Genomic DNA, 20,280 nt, shown 5'->3' on the forward strand with positions numbered 1-20,280 from the left:
ACATTACCTAACTTGTAAACTGCCCAACATCAGGATGAAGTTGGCAATGAATAACAACCCCACGTTAGCCGGATTGCAGTGTGGATGTCAAAATGAAACAAATAACTTAACTATGACTGAAAATTTTGCTCAACTATTTGAAGAAAGCTTAAAAGAAATCGAAACCCGTCCAGGTGCAATTGTTAAGGGTACTATCGTATCTATCGACAAAGACATCGTACTTGTAGATGCAGGTTTGAAATCTGAAAGCGCGATCCCAGCTGAACAATTCCGTAATGCTGACGGTACACTTGATGTTGAAATCGGAGACCAAGTTGATGTTGCTCTAGATGCAATTGAAGACGGTTTCGGTGAAACAATCTTGTCTCGCGAAAAAGCAAAACGTCACGAAGCCTGGGTTGAGCTAGAAAAAGCTTACGATGACAAAGAAACGATTAAAGGTGTTATCAATGGTAAGGTCAAAGGTGGCTTTACGGTTGAAGTGAATACAGTTCGTGCATTCTTACCTGGTTCATTGGTTGACGTACGCCCAGTACGCGATACTACTCATCTTGAAGGTAAAGAACTGGAATTCAAAGTTATCAAGCTTGATGCTAAGCGTAACAACGTGGTTGTTTCACGTCGTGCGGTTATCGAAGCAGAAAGCAGCGCAGAACGTGATCAACTTCTTGCTAACCTTGAAGAAGGCCATGAAGTTAAAGGTATCGTTAAGAACCTTACTGATTACGGTGCGTTCGTTGACCTTGGTGGTGTTGATGGTCTTCTACACATTACTGATATGGCTTGGAAACGCGTTAAGCACCCAAGTGAAATCGTTAATGTTGGTGATGAAATCAACGTTAAAGTACTTAAGTTCGACAAAGAAAAATCTCGTGTTTCATTAGGCATGAAACAAATGGGCAACGATCCTTGGCAAGAAATTGCAGAACGTTACCCTGAAGGTTCTAAATTGAGCGGTGCAGTCACTAACCTAACTGACTACGGTTGTTTCGTTGAAATCGAAGACGGTGTTGAAGGTCTAGTTCACGTATCTGAAATGGATTGGACTAACAAAAACATTCACCCATCTAAAGTGGTTAACTTGGGTGACACTGTTGAAGTTATGGTTCTTGAAATTGACGAAGAGCGTCGTCGTATTTCTCTTGGTCTTAAGCAATGTAAACCTAACCCTTGGGAAGAGTTTGCTAAGGCACAGAGTAAAGGCGATAAAGTTAGCGGTAAGATCAAGTCTATCACTGATTTCGGTATCTTCATCGGTCTTGACGGCGGCATTGACGGCTTAGTACATTTGTCTGATATTTCTTGGAACAAGACTGGCGAAGACGCTGTTCGTGAATACAAGAAAGGCGACGAAATCTCTGCTGTTGTTCTACAAGTTGACCCAGAGCGTGAGCGTATCTCTTTAGGTGTTAAACAGATTGAAGAAGATCCGTTTAACCAATACCTGACAGATACCAAGAAAGGTACTATCGTTGTTGGTACTGTGACTGAAGTTGACGCCAAAGGCGTAACTGTTAAACTTGCAGAAGAAGTTGAAGGTTACATCCGCGCAACTGATTTGGCTCGCGAACGTGTTGAAGATGCATCTGAAGTAGCATCTGTAGGCGAAGAAATCGAAGCTAAATTCATGGGCGTTGACCGTAAGAACCGCATCGTTAACTTGTCTGTTAAAGCAAAAGACCAAGCAGACGAGAAAGAAGCACTTGACAAAGTTAACCAACAAGAAGAAGTTGGTTTTGCTAACGCATTTGCTGAAGCCTTTAAAGCGGCGAAGAGCGAAGATTAATCAATTAAGGTGCGTATTATACGCACCGATAAATTTTCACAACGTACTTATATATTGAAGGAGAGTTTTAATGACAAAGTCAGAACTTATCGAAAGACTAGCGGATAAAGCCCGTCACGTACCTTCAAGAGACGTTGAGTTGGCTATCAAGGAAATGCTAGAGCAAATGGCGCAAACCTTACAAAAAGGTGAACGCATCGAAATCCGCGGATTTGGAAGTTTCTCTTTGCATTACCGCGCACCTCGCGTAGGTCGTAACCCGAAAACAGGTGAGACAGTGGAGTTAGACGGTAAACACGTTCCTCACTTTAAACCTGGTAAAGAGTTACGAGAAAGGGTCAACGAAGATTTAATTGCTTGATTTATCTCTAAATCATTAAAACGGCACTCCAATTGGGGTGCCGTTTTTGTTAGAGTGTAGTAAATTATAAATGGCATTTATAAACAACGTTTGTCATTGGCTGTAAAGATAGCTGTTTCGAATACTTGATTCAGGAATGAGTGAAGTATGTTTATAAAAAAGAGTTCGAATCCAAATGCCCACTAGGAGGCAAATAAGTATGAAGTTGAAGGGATTGCTATCTCTTATTGCTGTATTAGTCTTGCTGTTAATTGGCGGCTTTATTGGTTCTCAAAATACCCATAGTGTCACAGTAAATTATCTTGTAGCGCAGAGCGACATGCGCGTTTCATTACTTATGCTGATTGTGTTCTTATGTGGTGTGCTGCTCAGCGTAATTTTATTCTCACTTTATGTTTTACGATTAAAGTGGCGAGTAGCAAGTTTAGAGCGGCAACTTAAAAAATCTAATCGTGTAGAAATCCTTTAATTATGCTTGAACTGCTTTTTCTGCTATTACCTGTAGCCGCCGGATATGGCTGGGTAATGGGGCGCAATAGCGTACGTCAAGCACAGCGTAAGCAATCTAGTATTTTATCTAAGCATTACTACAAGGGCTTAAATTTCCTCTTATCCGATGAGCCCGATAAGGCCGTCGATACTCTCATTAAAATGATTAACCTCGACAGTGATACGGTTGAAACCCACATTGCCATGGGTAAATTCTTTCGACACCGGGGCGAGTTAGACAGAGCAATCCGTGTTCATCAAAACCTTGTCAGTAAAGAACAGATTTCCCCTGCACAGCGGGAATCTGCCCTCAAAGAATTGGGAAAAGACTATGTGCTCGCAGGCTTTTTGGAGCGCGCTGAGAATGCCTTCCTGCAGTTATTAAATTCAGACAAACACTTTCTAGATGCACAACAGCAGCTTTTCGATATCTACCAAGCCACCAAAGAATGGGGCAGAGGGATAGAGCTTGCTGAGAATATGATGGAAAATCATGGTGATAGCGATGAGCTATGCATTCGTATCTCGCATTTTTATTGCGAGCAAGCGGCCATTTACGTACGTAAAAATGAACTTAATCTAGCCGAGAAAACCTTGCAAAAAGCCATTATGGCTGACCAAAATACCGTTCGCCCGTGGTTAATGCTCGGGCAAATAGCGATTAGCCAAGAGCAATATCAGACCGCTATCGAGTACTTACAGCAAGTGCCTTTGCGCGATATCTCTTGGTTGAGTGAAGCGGTGCCGCTGATCGAGCAAAGCGCTGAAGCATTGAACGATCTTGAACAGCTAGAAAAAATTCTCAATGAATATTGGCAGCAATGTGCCACATCTTATCTAGCCAAAGTGAAATTAATGGCGCGCCAGGGCTTAACAAAAGAAGCGGCTGATGTTTTGCTAGATCAATTACGCAAGCATCCTACCATGAAAGGCTTTAAAACTCTTATGGGCTTGTATATTGAACAACAAGGCCCTGATGAATCCATGAATAGCCTTGTGCTATTAAAAGAGCTTGTTGAAGAGCAGATTAAGCAACGACCCAAATATCGCTGTCACAGCTGTGGCTTTTCGGGCGGGCAAATACATTGGTTGTGCCCATCCTGTAAAAAATGGGGCCAGGTTAAACCGATTAAAGGCTTAGACGGAGAATAAACGGTAATGCAAGATCCAAAAGTGGTAATCGCACTTGATTTTGATGTAAAGAAAGACGCACTTGATTTTGTAGATAGAATTGACCCATCCCAGTGCCGTCTAAAAGTCGGCAAAGAAATGTTCACGTATTTCGGTCCTGAATTTGTTGGCACTTTGGTGGCAAAGAAGTTCGATGTATTCCTCGATCTTAAGTTTCACGATATTCCTAATACCGTGGCCAAAGCGTGCATAGCTGCCGCAGATCTAGGCGTATGGATGGTAAACGTGCATGCTTCTGGTGGCGAAGATATGATGATACGCGCCCGAGAGGGTTTGGCTCAGTTCGGCCAAGACAAACCTCATCTTATCGCTGTGACAGTGCTCACCAGCATGGATCAGCGACAGCTGTCACAAATTGGTATTCAATCATCGCCTATGGAGCACGTGTTAACACTTGCATCTTTAACCAAACAAGCAGGACTAGACGGAGTGGTGTGCTCGGCACAAGAAGCTGCAATGTTAAAAGAGACACTGGGCAAGGAATTTATGTTGGTGACTCCAGGTATTCGTCCCCAGGGAAGTGAAGTCGGTGATCAGAAACGCATCATGACCCCACAAGAAGCGATGCAAGTAGGAGTCGATTACCTGGTTATTGGCCGACCTATTACTCAAGCTGCTGATCCTGTCGCTGCACTTGAGGCTATTAACGCGTCTATTGCGTGATCCGAATTTTCGGCTCTGAAGTTTTAATTTGTCAGTAAATTGTTGATTAGGTTTTAAGCGCATAAAAAAGGCACTCTCGAGTGCCTTTTTGTGTTCAATCTACATCCCTTAATATTTAGGCACTCAGTGCCGTTTTAGGGTCTGTGTAGGTCAACCCTAAAGATTTTCCAAGTGCATCAACTACCGCTTTGTACGTGACTTTACCTTCATGCACATTTAAGCCGTTAAGCAAATGTGCATCATCTAACATAGCCTGCTTTGGCCCTTTGTTAGCCAAAGCTAAACCGAAAGGTAGCGTTGCATTGTTCAATGCCATAGTAGATGTACGTGCAACACCGCCAGGCATGTTGGCAACGCAATAATGAACAACACCATCTATGATATAAACCGGATCTTGATGAGTCGTCGCTTTTGAGGTTTCAAAACAGCCACCCTGATCAATTGCTACATCAACCACTACTGACCCCTCTTTCATGTTTTTGACATGTTCTGCGGTCAATAGTTTAGGTGCTGCAGCGCCAGGAATGAGTACTGCACCCACTACTAAGTCAGCTTTGGAGGAATAATGTTCAATAGCATCAACTGTTGAAAAAACGGTTTTGATACGGCCGTCAAAAATATCATCTAACTCACGTAAACGCGGTAACGAGCGGTCTAAAATAGTAACATCAGCACCTAATCCTAATGCCATTTTCGCTGAGTTTGTGCCAACAACACCGCCACCGATAATAAGGACTTTACCCGGAGCTACGCCGGGCACGCCACCCAACAATGTACCGCTACCGCCTTGTGCTTTTTCAAGGTAGTGCGCGCCAGCCTGAACAGCCATGCGACCAGCAACTTCACTCATAGGTGCAAGAAGGGGCAGGGCGTTACGGTTATCAGTTACTGTTTCGTAGGCAATGCAGGTTGCGCCAGATTCAATTAGTAGCTTAGTCTGCTTAGGATCGGGGGCAAGGTGCAAATAGGTATATAAGGTTTGGCCTTTACGCAGCATTTTACATTCGTTTTCTTGAGGCTCTTTAACCTTTACAATCATCTCAGCTTTTGCGAAAACGGTTGCCGCATCAGCGGCTATTTCAGCACCGGCAGCGATGTATTCTTCGTTGGTAAATCCAATAGCGGTACCCGCATTATCTTCAACTAATACTTGATGTCCATGAACAACAAACTCTTTCACTGCAGCAGGCGTAAGGCCTACGCGATATTCGTGGTTTTTAATTTCTTTTGGTACACCAATTAGCATAAATTTTCCTTTAACGGTTGAACCCGAGGGCGATTGAATGCGGTATTGCATAATGAGCGAAGTATAAGTGAAGGTTCGAAGAAAATTATTCTGAAGATTTACCGCTTTAAGTATAAAATAGGGATAAAGTTAATAAATGCAGTATTATCTATGTTGATAAAAACACCCAAACACCTTGATAGAATCGATCGCAATATTTTAAGTGAGCTGCAAAAAAACGGCCGTTTATCAAATATCGATTTAGCTAATAAAGTTGGCTTAAGTGCAAGCCCTTGTTTAGAAAGAGTTAAGCGCCTTGAGAATCAAGGCTATATTTTGGGTTATCATGCGAGAGTCGACCCACAAAAACTCGGTGCAGCGATGTTGGTCTTCGTGGAAATTACGTTGACCAAAACGTCGCCTGATATTTTTGAGCTATTTTCTGCTGCGGTAAAACAGCATGAAGACATCCAAGAGTGTCATTTAGTCTCTGGTGACTTTGACTTTTTGCTTAAAGCGCGTGTGGCAGACATGTCAACCTACCGTAAGTTACTTGGTGATACCTTACTCAGATTACCTGGCGTGAATGAATCTCGAACTTACGTTGTGATGGAAGAAGTCAAAGACACCACTATGGTGAAAATTAATCAACGCTGAACTGTTTAACCGAAGATTGCTCAAATACTGGGCATAAGCACGCCGTTGTCTAGGATTTTGACCAAAGCACTGGTATCTTATACAGCTAATTTTACGCAGTAACCCTAAGTTGAAAGAAAACGCTATGGCAAGACTCACAGGTATCCAACGGATTATGGAAGTAGGCATGATGCTCAGTTGCGCATTTGCTTTTTTCTTACTCCTCGCATTGGCTTCTTTTCATCCAGCCGACCCAAGCTGGAGCCAAGCTGGTTTGCAAGGTGACATTCATAACTGGGTTGGCGCAATTGGCGCTTGGTTAGCTGATATTTTATTTTTTACGTTCGGCTACATTGCTTATATTTTCCCTTTCACAGCGGCATTCGCAGGTTGGTTCATGTTCCAGCAGCGTAAGCGTATCTCTGAGTTTGACTATTTAACCATTGGACTGCGAATTTTAGGGCTATTATTGGCTCTGGTTGGGGCGGCGGGAATAGCCAGTCTTAACTTTAACGACCTATTTTATTTCTCAGCAGGGGGAATGTTAGGGGATGTGATTAGCGCATCGCTTGTTCCTTATCTTAATTTCGCAGGTACAGTTCTTATTTTACTGAGCTTGTTTTGCACCGGCTTTACGTTTTTAACCGGTATTTCATGGCTAACTGTTGTCGATAAAACTGGTGCGATGGCCGTCGCATTCGCAACCGGTGCTTGGGCTCTGCCACAGAAAATACAAGAAGCACCCATGCTACGGCTCGGTTTTAATCGCGATAATAAAGACGAGCAAGTAAGTGCCGATGACAAACTGAACAATCCAGTTCCTCCGGCTTATACGCCGGCTCAACAACGTGTAGAGCCAAGTGTAACTCCTTTTGGCAGTGATGAGCCTGAGCCGAGTTTTAGTATTCCCGATGAAGTGTTGTTCGAGCCCGAACCGAAAAAAGAGGAATCGAGCCCAGTTTCAATCAGCGAGTTGCGAGACAAGATAGGCTTTGGTCGTAAAAAGAAATCGCAAGACGACATGGATGAAACGCAGCATGAGCCAGACGCCCCCGCTGTGCAACCCAAGGACAAGTCGCACAATGGTGTTTATGTATCCGATGACGTTAAAGCCAATCTTGAGGCGCAAGCTGAAGCTAAAGCGATTGCCGACAGTAAACCACCAGAGCCAATGCCGTCATTTGATTTACTGCAACGGGCAGACAAAATTAAAAACCCGATCACCCCTGAAGAGCTTGAAATGGTCTCTCGCCTGCTTGAGGAAAAGCTAAAAGACTTTAACATCGATGCGCAAGTGGTCGGTGTCTATCCTGGGCCTGTTATCACCCGTTTTGAAATGGACTTAGCGCCAGGGGTTAAAGTCAGCAAGATTACCGGTCTTTCAAAAGATTTGGCCCGCGCGATGTCTGCTATTTCAGTGCGCGTGGTGGAAGTCATTCCGGGTAAATCGGTAATAGGTTTAGAATTACCGAATAAAAAGCGCGACATGGTGCGCTTAAGCGAAGTGATTAGCTGTGACGCTTTTCAAAAAGCTGAGTCAGATTTAACCATGGTGTTAGGAGCAGACATATCAGGTCAACCTGTGATTGTTGATTTAGCTAAAATGCCGCATCTATTAGTGGCAGGCACCACGGGCTCAGGTAAGTCTGTCGGTGTTAACGTCATGATTTTAAGCCTGTTGTATAAATCAACGCCAGAAGACGTGCGTATGATCATGATTGACCCGAAAATGCTTGAATTGTCAGTGTATGAAGGCATACCGCATTTGCTCGCTGAAGTGGTAACCGACATGAAAGAAGCGGCTAATGCACTGCGCTGGTGTGTTGGGGAAATGGAGCGTCGTTACCGTTTGATGTCAGCCCTTGGTGTACGTAATCTCAAAGGCTTCAACCAGAAAGTCAAAAATGCGATTGAAGCAGGCCAACCAATAAAAGATCCCTTGTGGAAGTCAGAAGAGAGCATGTTAACCGAAGCGCCTGATTTAGAAAAACTGCCGGCTATCGTAGTCGTTGTTGACGAATTTGCTGACATGATGATGATCGTTGGCAAAAAAGTCGAAGAGCTTATCGCCCGTATAGCCCAAAAAGCCAGGGCTGCTGGTATTCATTTGGTACTCGCCACCCAGCGCCCTTCAGTTGACGTTATCACTGGTTTGATAAAAGCCAATATTCCTACCCGTATTGCGTTTCAAGTGTCATCAAAAATAGATTCACGGACTATTTTGGACCAACAGGGCGCTGAAACCTTATTGGGAATGGGCGACATGCTGTATTTGCCACCAGGTACTGGCGTGCCTACACGGGTCCATGGCGCATTTGTTGATGACCCTGAAGTACATGCTGTTGTAGCCGATTGGAAAAGTCGCGGTGCACCGCAATACATTGATGAGATTCTCAACGGTGACACCAGCGCTGAAGTATTACTGCCGGGTGAGCAACCAGAAGGCGGCGATCAAGAGTTTGATGTTTTTTACGATGAAGCCGTGTCGTTCGTCACTGAGTCACGCCGAGCGTCAGTGTCGAGTGTGCAGCGTAAATTTAGAATTGGTTACAACCGCGCAGCGCGTCTGGTCGAACAAATGGAACAAAGTGGTGTCGTAACGCCACCAGGGCACAATGGTAATAGAGAAGTGTTGGCACCTCCACCACCAAGAGATTAATTTATGATAGGTATTCAGCAAAATATGAACAGTGTGAAATATATCGGTAACGTGGCGAAGTTGTCTGGGATCCTGTTGCTAACACTAGGGGCTATTTTTAGCGCGAATGCTCAGCAAACCGATGAAGATAAACTGAAAGCGCGATTGCAAACCTTACATAATTTCAGCGCTTCCTTTACCCAAAAAGTGACCGACGCGAATCACGAAGTTTTGCAAGAAGCGACTGGGGTGATAAAGCTAAAACAACCCAACAAACTATATTGGGAGCTCAACCCGCCCAATGAAAATATTCTTATTGCTGATGGCAACACACTATGGAATGTGGATCCTTTTGTTGAGCAAGTTACTGCCATTAGTCAAGATCAAGCAGTGGCAAATAATCCCCTTATTCTGCTAACTCAGCCGAACAGTGACGCTTGGGAGAATTTCAGTGTTTCTTATACCAATGATACTTTTCGTATTGATGCGAAAAATCCTGATTCAGCGGTACACTCACTCGTATTGGTGTTTGATGGGGCACAGTTAACGTCGATGAGTATGCAAGACAGCCAGCAACAAATCAGCGACTTGTATTTCAATGATATTCAGCAAAATAAAACGGTGAGTGATAAAGTATTTACCTTTAGTTTGCCTGATGGCTACGACTTGGACGACCAACGTAACTGATGAATCAAGGATTCGATTTTAGCCATCAAGACGACCCAAGCTTCGCACCATTAGCTGCGCGCATGCGCCCGCAAAATATTGCCGAATATTTCGGCCAGCAACACATTGTTGGTCCAGGCAAACCCCTACGCAGCGCGATTGAGTGCGGCCAATGCCATTCGATGATCCTCTGGGGGCCGCCTGGCACAGGTAAAACCACATTAGCTGAAATAATTGCTATGCATTGCGATGCGCATATCGAGCGTATCTCTGCGGTTACTTCTGGGGTGAAAGATATTCGCAGTGCTATTGAACAAGCCAAGCAAAATACGCTTAACCAGGCCAAGCGCACCATTTTATTTGTTGACGAAGTACACAGGTTTAATAAGAGTCAGCAAGACGCATTTTTGCCTTTTATTGAAGACGGCACGATTACGTTTATTGGCGCCACCACAGAAAACCCATCTTTCGAATTAAACGGTGCTTTGTTATCTCGCGCCCGGGTGTATGTGCTTAAATCGCTGACTCAGAACGACCTTGCAGATATTGCTATGCGCGCGTTAACTGACGAGTCCCGTGGGTTAGGGCAATTAGCCCTGCAAATAGAAGACAAGGGTATAGCGCTTTTAACTGAGCTTGCAGGCGGTGACGCAAGGCGTCTTTTGAATTATATTGAATTGGCTGCTGACTTCTCAACTGAAGGAAAAATCACCCTTGAAGCCATTAAAGAAGCGGTAGGCGAAAAGGTTGCTCAATATGATAAAGGCGGAGACCAGTTTTACGATTTAATCTCTGCCTTTCACAAATCAGTGCGCGGCTCATCTCCCGATGGTGCTTTGTATTGGTATGCACGCATGTTAAATGCTGGGTGTGATCCGCTTTATGTGGCACGGCGCTTATTGGCCATTGCTACAGAAGATATCGGTAATGCCGATCCTCGAGCGATGGAAGTCTGCCTCAATGCGTGGAATATTTTCCAACGTGTTGGGCCTGCTGAAGGCGAACGAGCCATTGCACAGGCTACCTTGTACTGTGCAAGTGCCGCCAAGAGTAATGCGGTTTATACAGCGTTCAAGCAAGCTATGCGCGATGCTAAAACATTACCCGATTACGAAGTGCCCAGCCACTTGCGTAACGCACCCACTAAGTTAATGAAAGAAATGGGATTCGGTGATGGCTATCGCTATGCCCATGATGAGCCAAATGCCTTTGCTGCGGGTGAAAGCTACTTACCAGCTGAAATGCAAGATACACAATACTACATGCCTAATGAGAGAGGGCTTGAAATAAAACTGAAGGCGAAATTAGACTTTCTGACTGATTTAAATAACAAGAGCGCTCATAAAAGGTACAAGTAGATGCAGCATAGTTTTGCTATATACACATATATTGCGCTAGGGGGCGCAACGGGAGCCTGTTTACGCTTTTTTCTTTCCAGTTTGATGTTGCAATGGTTTGGCAAAGGATTTCCTTTTGGTACACTTCTGGTCAATATTGTAGGGTCTTTCAGTTTAGGACTGCTTTATACGCTCATTGAACAGGGGCATCTGGAAATTGTCATTTGGCGCACTGCTATTGGTATCGGTTTTTTAGGCGCTCTTACTACGTTCTCAACGTTTTCAGTGGATACCCTAATTCTGTTGCAGCAAGGTATGTGGCTGAAGGGGGCGTTCAATATATTTATTAATATCACCTGCTGTTTATTTGCAGCATGGTTGGGTACACAACTAGTTAAAGGTTAAGTCAAACAAGATGTTAGATGCTAAGTATTTACGTAACGATATAAACATTGCGGCGCAAAAACTCGAGAAACGAGGTTACACCCTTGATGTCGCTCAGTTCACAGCGCTAGAGGAAAAGCGCAAATCTTTACAGATGCGCACTCAGGAATTACAAAATGAACGTAATGTGCGCTCCAAGTCTATCGGTAAAGCGAAAGCATCAGGTCAAGATATTGAGCCTTTGCTGGCACAAGTCGGCCAACTTGGTGATGAGCTTAATGCGGCTAAAGCCGAACTGACAGGCTTATTAGATGAAATTCAGTCGCTGACTTTGAATATACCCAACTTGCCTGATGATAGTGTGCCTGAAGGTAAAGATGAAGAAGAGAATGTAGAAGTATCACGCTGGGGAACACCTCGGGTGTTCGATTTTGAAGTCAAAGATCACGTTGATTTAGGCGCTGGTGTTGCTAACGGTTTAGATTTTGAAACCGCTACTAAATTAACCGGCTCTCGTTTTGTGGTAATGCGAGGCCAAATAGCGCGATTAAATCGCGCCATTGCCCAATTTATGCTTGATTTACACACCCAGCAGCATGGTTATCAAGAAATGTATGTGCCGTATTTGGTGAACGAAGAAAGCATGTTGGGTACGGGACAATTTCCAAAGTTTGTTGGTGATGCATTTCATACCAAACCAGCTACCGAAGAAGGCCAAGGCTTGTCCTTGATACCTACATCAGAAGTGCCATTAACCAATATTGCCCGTGATTGCATCTTTGCTGCAAGCGAATTGCCGATTAAAATGACGGCGCATACTCCTTGTTTTAGGAGTGAAGCGGGCTCATACGGCCGTGACACGCGTGGTCTTATTCGTCAGCATCAATTCGATAAAGTAGAGATGGTGCAATTGGTCGAAGCAGACAAATCATTTGACGCCTTGGACGAATTAACCGGCCACGCTGAAAAAGTACTTCAGTTGCTTGAATTACCTTACCGTAAGATGTTGTTGTGTACTGGTGATATGGGCTTTGGGGCAAGCAAAACATTCGATTTAGAAGTGTGGTTACCAGCGCAAGATACTTATCGTGAGATTTCGTCCTGTTCGAACATGCTTGATTTCCAAGCGCGTCGTATGCAGGCACGCTACCGCGACCCGCAAACGAATAAGACCGAGTTGCTACATACGTTAAATGGTTCTGGGTTGGCAGTAGGGCGCACGCTAGTGGCCATTTTGGAAAACTACCAGCAAGCTGATGGCAGCATTACCATCCCTAAAGTGCTTCATCCTTATATGAATGGTGTAACTATGATTGGTGAAGTCAAGTAACGTTATAACGCCCGGCATTATTGAGACTAAAAAGCGCGGCCACTTATCTACGAAGGGGTCGCGCTTTTTTGTTAATTCAGTTCGCTGTAAACTACAAGCATTTAGCGGGTTTAGGTAAACCGGCTATTTTGGTAGCTTGTTTGGCAGGACCTTTCTTAAATAATCTAAATAAATAGCGGCTGTTGGCTTTTTCTTCACCAAATTTTACCTTCATGGCTTTGACTAAGGCACGCATAGCTGGGCTGGTATTGTACGCCAAATAAAAATCGCGTACGAAGTAAACTACTTCCCAATGGGCATCGGTTAATTCTATGTTCTCATCTTCGGCTAAAATGGGCGCTAAATCTGGTTGCCAGTCGGCCACATTTAATAAATAGCCTTGTTTGTCTACTGGGATCTGTTGCTCTTTGTATTCTATAAAACCGCTCACGTGTAATGAAACCTCGTAATATCTTTTAATCTCGGGCGACTTACTTCACCTTGGTTATAAATCTGCATCATTATTTACCAACTGATCGTCGCTTTGAAGTCAAGCGTCAGTACTACAAAGTCTTCCATGCTGATACACCTTATTAGCTCAGAGTCTACGCCCGCAGATTTGACCTGATTTGCTCTGGCAACCACATCATCTTCTAGGGCGAAGCAAGCAATACCCAACGATAGGTTCAGTTCTTTTAACTGACGATAGACCTCTACATGGTTTAACGCATATACGCCGTCTTGTATTAACATGATCCCATCATTTTTACTGCAACGCTGAAACACACCTTCAAATAGAGTGGTGCCAAAAGGGCTGGTACTTACTATGTGCAGTGTCATTTAAAATCTCATCAAGTGGTCTAGCTGTGCTAGCTGCTGATTTAGCTGTTCTGGGGGCAGGGCGGTGACCTCAATGCACAAGTCTGACACCTCTAAGCTCCTTTCATTGAGACTTTGCTGACAAACATAAATGTCGTCAATATCGTAAAACGTGAGCGCTGAGAAGGTCTTGCTGTAATGCTTGCCTTGTTCCGGAATGGGTTGTTGAGATTTGAGTAACTGAAACACGCCATCATCTATAAAAAATAGCGTCACTTCTTGGCCAAAATTTGCCGAGGCCAACGCTAAGTCCAAGCTTTCCTGCCCGTTAGACACACCATAGGGCGCGGTACTATTAATAACACCTAAGGTTTTTGTCATCAAAACTGTATCACCCTATCACTGACTTGACTTAGCTCAACTAAATCACCCAAACCTACTTCGATAAAAGGCTCGGTTAGGTTAAATCCCTGTTGGTCGTTATCCTTGGCATCTTGTGCGTTGATGACACCTCGACGGTTAGCTGCTGTGACGCATACATTTAGCGGTATGCCATGATGTGCACTTAACTCTACCCATGCTTGGTGTACATTAAATTCATCACTGTGACCCGCCTGATAGCCATTAGCATTTTGCACTCCGGCTTGATAAAAGAAAACGCCCTTTATTTCATGCCCTAAAGCCAGAGCACTTAGCGCAAAGCGATAAGCAGTAAACGCATGTTGTTGCTCAAACGGAGCGTGGGTAACCAGTAAACCGAAGGTTGCCATAATTGAAAGTCACCTAAGTTTAGTACAAATAAAAACACCCCGACGAGGCGGGGTGTTTTTGCAACATATTAACGATTAGTCATCGCCACCGAAAGCACCAAGTAGGTGAAGGATAGAGGTGAACAAGTTATATATATTCAAGTACATTGATACCGTCGCGCGAATATAGTTGGTTTCGCCACCGTTGATGATACGGCTAGTATCAAACAAGATGAAGCCCGACATAATAAACACGATAGCAGCACTGACAGCCAAGCTAAGCGCTGGAATTTGGAAAAACAGGTTAGCTAAAGATGCAACAACCGCCACAATTAAGCCAACGATTAAGAAACCACCCATGAAAGAGAAGTCTTTCTTCGTTGTTAAAACATAACCGGATAAACCAAAGAAGACTAACGCGGTCGCGCCAAAGGCCTGCATGATCATTTCAGGACCGTTTTGGAAGCCAGCATAGTAATTTAAGGTATAGCCCAAAGAGCCACCTAATAAACCGGTGAAGGCAAATACGAATAAAATACCCATTGAACTTTGTGACGCTTTATTTAAAAAGAAAATCATAACCAATGCGGCAAGGTTCATACCTAACGCAGCACCTGGGCCGATATTCATTGCAGCTGCGATACCAGCACACACTGCGCTAAATGTCAGAGTCATTGCCAATAGTAGGTACGTATTGCGCAAGACCTTGTTTGTTTGCAGGGCAGAACCCTGAGCAGTATTGCTATACGTAGTACGATGTTCCATTTGTTACCTCCAATAGGTAAAGTGATGTAGTGAAAACAGATAATATATCTATGATGCCTTTGTATGGGGTTTTGTTCAATTATTCAAGTGCTAGGGGTGACTATTATGCGAAATATTAGTAACTTGATGTAAAAATGGCCAGTGTGGCTATTTTGTAGTCGGTCAGTAAGTTTTGGCTAATTAAGGCTTTACAAGCACGTAAAACGTCATTAATATTCGGCTCCTCAATTCGGAGAGGTGGCAGAGCTCGGTTTAATGCACCTGACTTGAAATCAGACGTAGGGTCAAACCTACCGGGGGTTCGAATCCCTCCCTCTCCGCCATATTGTGAAAGTTAAATAGATACAAATCAGTTAGATATGAATCTGTTTACACAAAAAGAATTGGATAGCTGGCAGAGCTCGGTTTAATGCACCTGACTTGAAATCAGACGTAGGGTCAAACCTACCGGGGGTTCGAATCCCTCGCTATCCGCCATAAATACAAAAAAGCCTCAACGTTTTTCGTTGGGGCTTTTTTGTTTTCGTCGTGTCGATAGCGAGGGTGAGACCCCCCGCGGTTCGAGCGAATGTCAGGAACATTCACTACCGCCGCAGGCGCGCGTAGCGTCAGGCACAAGGAAGTGCCTGAGTACATCCCTCGCGTCGTATGCGCTCAATCAAATAGCTACGTGCATAATCAAATAGCTAGATCGGCAACCGTATTCGTTGGGGCTTTTTTGTTTTCGTCATGTCGATAGCGAGGGTGAGACCCCCCGCGGTTTTTTATTCGTTTTCAACGAGTGGGATCGGCAAGTCAAAATCAGTTTGGTGTCACTTACTCATCGTTAGATATACTATTTATAGGTTTTGAGTTGACTATTGCTAAGTTGATACTTCCCATTAAGATCACCTTCCTAAACAACGATATCGTTTAGTTCCATAAAATAATGATGTAAATCGCTTAATTAGTACGCCCGTTAAAATATAACCGTGACTTTGTAGGGTTATTTACTTTATGCTCTTTGCCTAACGGTAATATCAGTTCAATTAATATATGAAACACAAAGATGAAGTAGGCACTTTGGCTAATCGCCTCGCCGACATAGCAGATATGCCGAGTAAATGCCGGTGCGGAGGCACTCCTACAGCACCCGCTAGGGTCCCAGATTGTGAAAACCGATGGATCATTCGATGTTCTGTAGCGACTTGTTTGGCAAGAAATACGGGGCAAGGTCTAAAAGATACCATTCTAGGTTGGAACCGATTAAGCACACACTTTTACCGATAAGTACAAAATTCACACAGTTTTATGAAAATAAACATGTCTTATTAGTGAATATAAGGTAATTGAAGGCTGAAATATTTTCTCATTTATGTGATATTGAACGCCTTAATTGAGAAAAATAACACTCCTCTAGGAGCACTTGTTTGATAAAAATATTGTTGGTTGATGACCATGAGCTGGTCAGAACCGGTATAAGACGTATTTTGGAAGATGTACAAGGTTTTGTCGTAGTTGGAGAAGCTACAACGGGTGAAGAGGCAGTCAAATTCTGCCGTAAAAATGCGCCCGATTTGGTATTAATGGATATGAGTATGCCTGGCATTGGTGGATTGGAAGCGACCAAGCAAATCTTGCGTTTTAGTGAGAATACACGTGTTATCGTGTTATCGGTTCACAAAGAAAATCCTATTCCTGCAAAAGTCATGCGTATGGGAGCATTTGGTTATTTGACGAAAGACTCTGATCCTAAAGAGATGGAGTTGGCTATCCGTAAAGTAGCCGCGGGTCAAAAGTATGTTTCCCCTGATATCGCGCAGCAAATTGCAATTGGGGCGCTGGATTTCAGTGACGGTAACCCTTTTGAGAGTTTGTCAGAGCGCGAGTTAGAGATCACGCTTATGCTCACTAAAGGCTCAAAAGTTCCAGACATTGCCAAGTTTTTAAATATCAGTGCTAAAACGGTTAACACCCATCGTTACCGTATGTTTGAAAAGCTCAATGTCAGTACGGATGTTGAGCTGACTCATTTGGCACTGCGCCATAAGTTGATAAATTCAGAAAATTTGTAATTCATGAGTGACACTATCGAGTTTGATTCTAAAGCGTTTCTCAAGGATCTCACTAACCAGCCCGGCGTTTACCGCATGTATAATCACAAGCAGGATGTGATTTATGTGGGGAAGGCCAAAAATCTGAAAAATCGTGTATCTAGCTATTTTCGTAGTCAAGTTGATAGCATCAAGACGCAATCTCTGGTGAAGCATATTGCGAACATGGATGTCACTGTGGTGCACAGCGAAGCGGAAGCTTTCATTCTTGAAAACAACTTTATAAAGAAATATAAGCCTCGCTATAACGTATTGCTGCGAGATGATAAGTCTTATCCCTTTATCTTTTTATCAGACCATCAACACCCACGCTTAGCCAACCATCGCGGTCCTAAAAAGCTCAAAGGTGAATACTTTGGCCCGTATCCAAGTGCCTGGGCGGTACGCGAAAGTTTGCGTACAATGCAGCGAATTTTTCCTATTCGCCAATGCGAAGACAGCTATTATCGGGCTCGTTCAAGACCCTGCTTACAATATCAACTGCAACGCTGCGCCGGGCCCTGTGTTGAAGGCCTAGTGAGCGATGAGGATTACCAAGCGCAAGTAGATTTAGCGCGCATGTTTCTCAAAGGTAAGAACAAGCAGGTAATTGACTCCTTGGTGCAGCATATGGAGCGCGCAAGCACGGATTTGCGCTTTGAAGCTGCAGCGCGCTATCGCGATCAGATCAGCGCGCTAAATAAGGTGCAAGAGCAGCAGTGGGTCAGTGGTAACCAAGAAGAAATGGACGTGTTTGGTTTTGCCTATCGCAACGGTATTGCCAGTATTCAAGGCTTGTTTATTCGTGACAACAAACTGTTAGGCAGCAAAAGCTTCTACCCTAAAGTGCCTGCTGATGTAACAGAAGAAGAAGTATTTCAATCCTTTATTCTGCAGTTTTATTTAGCCGGTAACAAAGTCATCCCTAAACAAATTGTTACGCCACTTGAATTAAACGAACAAGGCGCAATAGAAGAGTTGCTGACCAAAGAAGCAGGGCGGCGGATCCAGTTTTATCGCGGTGCTAGAGATGAAAAACGCCGCTATTTGGATTTAGCCAATACCAATGCCGAAAACGCATTAATTGCCAAACAAGGCCAGCAAAAGTCTGTATTTGCACGCTACACCGAATTAGAAAAAATACTTGAGTTTGAGCAACCGATTCAACGCATGGAATGTTTTGATATCAGTCATACTTCGGGTCAATTAACAGTGGCCTCGTGCGTGGTATTCAATCGTGAAGGGCCATTTAAAGCAGATTATCGGCGCTTTAACATTGAAGGCATTACCCCAGGGGATGATTACGCAGCGATGGCGCAAGCGCTAGCAAGGCGGTATCGCGATGTAAAAGATGACATTAAAATACCGGATATTTTGTTTATTGATGGCGGTAAAGGTCAATTGACCCAAGCTGAGGACTACTTTGAAGATTGGAAGCACGAGAAGAAACCCTTACTGATAGGTGTCGCAAAAGGCAGTAGCCGTAAAGCAGGATTGGAAACGCTTATTTTGGCTGGCAACCATGCTACTATCCCGTTATCTGGTGACTCCATTGCGCTGCACTTAATTCAGCATATTCGTGACGAATCTCACCGATTTGCGATTACTGGGCACAGAGCGCGGCGTCAAAAGGACAAAAAGACCTCGAAATTGGAATCCATTCCAGGCGTTGGGGCAAAACGTCGTCAAAGTTTATTGAAATATATGGGCGGTTTGCAGGGTATCTTGCAAGCCAGTCGCAGTGAAATCGCCAATGTGCCAGGGATCAGCGCAGAACTAGCGGATACGATTTATGACCATATCCATAATTAATAACAGCGCGTGGTTAACACGTAGCAGGTAGGGCAGCCTACTGAACAGATAACGAGGACTCACCGCTCCATGTGGACTATCCCAAATATCATCACAGTGATCCGGGTCTTACTGATACCGATTTTTGTCGCTGTGTATTTTCTTGATTGGCAGTGGGCGCACCAAGCCGCTGCATTTGTTTTCTGGTTTGCAGCCATCACCGATTGGTTCGACGGCTACCTAGCCCGTAAATTACAACAATCTACCGCATTCGGTGCGTTTTTAGACCCAGTAGCTGACAAACTCATTGTCGCAACGGCCTTAGTGTTAATTACCCACACCTACGCCACCATTTGGATAACCATTCCAGCAATTTTACTATTAGCCCGAGAAATATATATTTCAGCGCTGCGCGAATGGATGGGCCAAAAAGGGTTGCAAGATACCGTTAAAGTATCATTTATGGGTAAAGCGAAAACGATGGCACAAATGTTAGCCTTGATAGGTTTACTCTCAGAATTGCAGTATTTTATGGGAATTCCCATTTATTGGGTCACCCTAGGATATATATTATTGTATTTTGCAGCGGTATTATCTTTCTGGTCGATGATTTCTTATACACTTGCCGCATGGCCCTCTTTATCAAAATCAGAGGCGAAATAGGGTTAATTACGCTAAATTGTTTGAAAAAAAAGCGCATTAGTCAAAAATCAAGCAGTCAGTCATAAAATGTTATTTTTGTTGTTGACAGTCTTGATAGTGAATGTAGAATGCAGCCCAGATTTAGAGAGCAGCACACAACTCGCTAAGTAAACAAGACATCGTTACTTAAACAGTTAGCTTTTTAAAACAGGTGCGGGAATAGCTCAGTGGTAGAGCACAACCTTGCCAAGGTTGGGGTCGCGAGTTCGAATCTCGTTTCCCGCTCCAATTTAATGCAGTATGTAGTAAAGAAGCTTTTACTACCGGTAGCTTCCCCAAGGGGTCGCAACCACGCGGTGGCCGGATACGAATATCGTTTCCCGCTCCAAATTAATGCAGTAAGTAGTAAAGAGGTTTTTACTACTGGTCGTTGGATACGAATTTCGTTTCTAGCTCCAAATGTGGCGGAATGGCAGAATGGCTATGCAGCGGATTGCAAATCCGTGGATCTCGGTTCGACTCCGGGTTCCGCCTCCATATACGCTTTAGCAATACCAGCTTGTTATTATTAACAAGTATCCCCCCGATGCCCGGGTGGTGAAATTGGTAGACACAAGGGATTTAAAATCCCTCGTTCGTAAGGACGTGCCGGTTCAAGTCCGGCCCCGGGCACCATTTTAAGTTTTAGTCTTTACTCCACATAATAATTTATTTCTGTACAAATACAGCTAATAGCCGGCTTAAACCGACGCTTCGC

The 20,280-nt window shown here is 44.0% G+C and carries 19 protein-coding genes, 5 tRNA genes and 2 pseudogenes; 20 read left to right on the forward strand and 6 right to left on the reverse strand.

The annotated features are described in order from the left end of the window. Positions 1-46 precede the first annotated feature (46 nt). From rpsA to pyrF, 5 genes are all read left to right on the forward strand, one after another. A complete protein-coding gene (gene rpsA, locus GMES_RS03270) occupies positions 47-1,786 on the forward strand; it encodes a 30S ribosomal protein S1 (RefSeq protein ID WP_006991150.1) in 1,740 nt (579 codons plus the stop codon). Between the two features lie 70 nt (positions 1,787-1,856). Beyond that, positions 1,857-2,147 (forward strand): integration host factor subunit beta, encoded by a 291-nt coding sequence (ihfB, locus tag GMES_RS03275; protein ID WP_006991151.1) that lies wholly within the window; start codon positions 1,857-1,859, stop codon positions 2,145-2,147. Positions 2,148-2,346: 199 nt separating this feature from the next. Continuing rightward, positions 2,347-2,616: a LapA family protein gene (locus GMES_RS03280; RefSeq protein ID WP_006991152.1), complete on the forward strand. Its 270-nt coding sequence runs from the start codon at positions 2,347-2,349 to the stop codon at positions 2,614-2,616. A gap of 2 nt (positions 2,617-2,618) precedes the next feature. After that, positions 2,619-3,788, forward strand: coding sequence for a lipopolysaccharide assembly protein LapB (gene lapB / locus GMES_RS03285; protein WP_006991153.1), 1,170 nt, complete (start codon positions 2,619-2,621; stop codon positions 3,786-3,788). A gap of 6 nt (positions 3,789-3,794) precedes the next feature. Further along, positions 3,795-4,490: an orotidine-5'-phosphate decarboxylase gene (gene pyrF / locus GMES_RS03290; protein WP_006991154.1), complete on the forward strand. Its 696-nt coding sequence runs from the start codon at positions 3,795-3,797 to the stop codon at positions 4,488-4,490. Positions 4,491-4,605: 115 nt separating this feature from the next. Here pyrF and ald read toward each other — a convergent pair whose 3' ends face one another. After that, positions 4,606-5,736, reverse strand: coding sequence for an alanine dehydrogenase (gene ald / locus GMES_RS03295; RefSeq protein WP_006991155.1), 1,131 nt, complete (start codon positions 5,734-5,736; stop codon positions 4,606-4,608). Between the two features lie 150 nt (positions 5,737-5,886). Between ald and lrp the strand changes: the two genes are divergently transcribed. From lrp to serS, 7 genes and pseudogenes are all read left to right on the forward strand, one after another. Then, positions 5,887-6,372, forward strand: coding sequence for a leucine-responsive transcriptional regulator Lrp (gene lrp / locus GMES_RS03300; RefSeq protein WP_006991156.1), 486 nt, complete (start codon positions 5,887-5,889; stop codon positions 6,370-6,372). Between the two features lie 169 nt (positions 6,373-6,541). Next, positions 6,542-6,973: pseudogene (locus tag GMES_RS22955) on the forward strand (DNA translocase FtsK 4TM domain-containing protein); the annotation flags it as partial. 546 nt (positions 6,974-7,519) lie between these two features. Further along, a pseudogene (locus tag GMES_RS22960) lies at positions 7,520-9,010 on the forward strand (DNA translocase FtsK); the annotation flags it as partial. A 3-nt stretch (positions 9,011-9,013) separates the two neighbouring features. Beyond that, on the forward strand, positions 9,014-9,676 hold the full coding sequence (gene lolA, locus GMES_RS03310; protein WP_006991158.1) for an outer membrane lipoprotein periplasmic chaperone LolA: 663 nt from the start codon (positions 9,014-9,016) through the stop codon (positions 9,674-9,676). Next, a complete protein-coding gene (locus tag GMES_RS03315; protein ID WP_006991159.1) occupies positions 9,676-11,013 on the forward strand; it encodes a replication-associated recombination protein A in 1,338 nt (445 codons plus the stop codon). The genes lolA and GMES_RS03315 overlap by 1 nt, the downstream gene beginning before the upstream one ends. Further along, positions 11,014-11,397: a fluoride efflux transporter CrcB gene (gene crcB / locus GMES_RS03320; protein ID WP_006991160.1), complete on the forward strand. Its 384-nt coding sequence runs from the start codon at positions 11,014-11,016 to the stop codon at positions 11,395-11,397. Positions 11,398-11,407: 10 nt separating this feature from the next. Further along, positions 11,408-12,706 (forward strand): serine--tRNA ligase, encoded by a 1,299-nt coding sequence (gene serS, locus GMES_RS03325; RefSeq protein WP_006991161.1) that lies wholly within the window; start codon positions 11,408-11,410, stop codon positions 12,704-12,706. 91 nt (positions 12,707-12,797) lie between these two features. Here serS and GMES_RS03330 read toward each other — a convergent pair whose 3' ends face one another. From GMES_RS03330 to GMES_RS03350, 5 genes are all read right to left on the reverse strand, one after another. Next, positions 12,798-13,136 carry a TusE/DsrC/DsvC family sulfur relay protein gene (locus GMES_RS03330; RefSeq protein WP_006991162.1) on the reverse strand — a complete coding sequence of 113 codons (339 nt, stop codon included), beginning with the start codon at positions 13,134-13,136 and terminating at the stop codon, positions 12,798-12,800. A 74-nt stretch (positions 13,137-13,210) separates the two neighbouring features. After that, the gene (gene tusB, locus GMES_RS03335) at positions 13,211-13,525 is read right to left on the reverse strand and encodes a sulfurtransferase complex subunit TusB (RefSeq protein ID WP_006991163.1); all 315 of its coding nucleotides are present in this window, start codon (positions 13,523-13,525) and stop codon (positions 13,211-13,213) included. Continuing rightward, complete coding sequence (gene tusC, locus GMES_RS03340) at positions 13,526-13,885, reverse strand: sulfurtransferase complex subunit TusC (protein WP_006991164.1); 360 nt, start codon at positions 13,883-13,885, stop codon at positions 13,526-13,528. Continuing rightward, positions 13,885-14,274, reverse strand: a complete 390-nt coding sequence (gene tusD / locus GMES_RS03345) for a sulfurtransferase complex subunit TusD (protein ID WP_006991165.1) — start codon at positions 14,272-14,274, stop codon at positions 13,885-13,887. Before tusD ends, tusC begins: the two co-directional genes overlap by 1 nt. A 75-nt stretch (positions 14,275-14,349) precedes the next feature. Further along, the gene (locus GMES_RS03350; RefSeq protein ID WP_006991166.1) at positions 14,350-15,018 is read right to left on the reverse strand and encodes a Bax inhibitor-1/YccA family protein; all 669 of its coding nucleotides are present in this window, start codon (positions 15,016-15,018) and stop codon (positions 14,350-14,352) included. A 231-nt stretch (positions 15,019-15,249) separates the two neighbouring features. Between GMES_RS03350 and GMES_RS03355 the strand changes: the two genes are divergently transcribed. From GMES_RS03355 to GMES_RS03390, 8 genes are all read left to right on the forward strand, one after another. Next, positions 15,250-15,341: transfer RNA gene (locus GMES_RS03355), tRNA-Ser, on the forward strand. A 62-nt stretch (positions 15,342-15,403) separates the two neighbouring features. Next, positions 15,404-15,495 (forward strand) — tRNA-Ser (locus tag GMES_RS03360). A gap of 932 nt (positions 15,496-16,427) precedes the next feature. After that, on the forward strand, positions 16,428-17,072 hold the full coding sequence (uvrY, locus tag GMES_RS03365; protein WP_006991167.1) for a UvrY/SirA/GacA family response regulator transcription factor: 645 nt from the start codon (positions 16,428-16,430) through the stop codon (positions 17,070-17,072). 3 nt (positions 17,073-17,075) lie between these two features. Next, on the forward strand, positions 17,076-18,902 hold the full coding sequence (uvrC, locus tag GMES_RS03370; protein ID WP_006991168.1) for an excinuclease ABC subunit UvrC: 1,827 nt from the start codon (positions 17,076-17,078) through the stop codon (positions 18,900-18,902). 69 nt (positions 18,903-18,971) lie between these two features. Then, positions 18,972-19,544, forward strand: coding sequence for a CDP-diacylglycerol--glycerol-3-phosphate 3-phosphatidyltransferase (pgsA, locus tag GMES_RS03375; RefSeq protein ID WP_006991169.1), 573 nt, complete (start codon positions 18,972-18,974; stop codon positions 19,542-19,544). Between the two features lie 192 nt (positions 19,545-19,736). Then, positions 19,737-19,811: transfer RNA gene (locus GMES_RS03380), tRNA-Gly, on the forward strand. A gap of 175 nt (positions 19,812-19,986) precedes the next feature. Next, positions 19,987-20,060 (forward strand) — tRNA-Cys (locus GMES_RS03385). A gap of 51 nt (positions 20,061-20,111) precedes the next feature. Further along, positions 20,112-20,198 (forward strand) — tRNA-Leu (locus GMES_RS03390). The last annotated feature ends 82 nt before the right edge of the window (positions 20,199-20,280 follow it).

Origin of the sequence: Paraglaciecola mesophila KMM 241 (assembly GCF_000315015.1) — a bacterium.
In the GTDB taxonomy this organism is placed as follows: domain Bacteria; phylum Pseudomonadota; class Gammaproteobacteria; order Enterobacterales; family Alteromonadaceae; genus Paraglaciecola; species Paraglaciecola mesophila.

What these genes read in the sequence shown, in the direction of transcription:
- rpsA (WP_006991150.1), top strand. Translation starts at nt 47, where the DNA reads ATGAATAACAACCCCACGTTAGCCGGATTGCAGTGTGGATGTCAAAAT.
- ihfB (WP_006991151.1), top strand. Translation starts at nt 1,857, where the DNA reads ATGACAAAGTCAGAACTTATCGAAAGACTAGCGGATAAAGCCCGTCAC.
- GMES_RS03280 (WP_006991152.1), top strand. Translation starts at nt 2,347, where the DNA reads ATGAAGTTGAAGGGATTGCTATCTCTTATTGCTGTATTAGTCTTGCTG.
- lapB (WP_006991153.1), top strand. Translation starts at nt 2,619, where the DNA reads ATGCTTGAACTGCTTTTTCTGCTATTACCTGTAGCCGCCGGATATGGC.
- pyrF (WP_006991154.1), top strand. Translation starts at nt 3,795, where the DNA reads ATGCAAGATCCAAAAGTGGTAATCGCACTTGATTTTGATGTAAAGAAA.
- ald (WP_006991155.1), bottom strand. Translation starts at nt 5,736, where the DNA reads ATGCTAATTGGTGTACCAAAAGAAATTAAAAACCACGAATATCGCGTA.
- lrp (WP_006991156.1), top strand. Translation starts at nt 5,887, where the DNA reads ATGTTGATAAAAACACCCAAACACCTTGATAGAATCGATCGCAATATT.
- lolA (WP_006991158.1), top strand. Translation starts at nt 9,014, where the DNA reads ATGATAGGTATTCAGCAAAATATGAACAGTGTGAAATATATCGGTAAC.
- GMES_RS03315 (WP_006991159.1), top strand. Translation starts at nt 9,676, where the DNA reads ATGAATCAAGGATTCGATTTTAGCCATCAAGACGACCCAAGCTTCGCA.
- crcB (WP_006991160.1), top strand. Translation starts at nt 11,014, where the DNA reads ATGCAGCATAGTTTTGCTATATACACATATATTGCGCTAGGGGGCGCA.
- serS (WP_006991161.1), top strand. Translation starts at nt 11,408, where the DNA reads ATGTTAGATGCTAAGTATTTACGTAACGATATAAACATTGCGGCGCAA.
- tusB (WP_006991163.1), bottom strand. Translation starts at nt 13,525, where the DNA reads ATGACACTGCACATAGTAAGTACCAGCCCTTTTGGCACCACTCTATTT.
- tusC (WP_006991164.1), bottom strand. Translation starts at nt 13,885, where the DNA reads ATGACAAAAACCTTAGGTGTTATTAATAGTACCGCGCCCTATGGTGTG.
- tusD (WP_006991165.1), bottom strand. Translation starts at nt 14,274, where the DNA reads ATGGCAACCTTCGGTTTACTGGTTACCCACGCTCCGTTTGAGCAACAA.
- GMES_RS03350 (WP_006991166.1), bottom strand. Translation starts at nt 15,018, where the DNA reads ATGGAACATCGTACTACGTATAGCAATACTGCTCAGGGTTCTGCCCTG.
- uvrC (WP_006991168.1), top strand. Translation starts at nt 17,076, where the DNA reads ATGAGTGACACTATCGAGTTTGATTCTAAAGCGTTTCTCAAGGATCTC.
- pgsA (WP_006991169.1), top strand. Translation starts at nt 18,972, where the DNA reads ATGTGGACTATCCCAAATATCATCACAGTGATCCGGGTCTTACTGATA.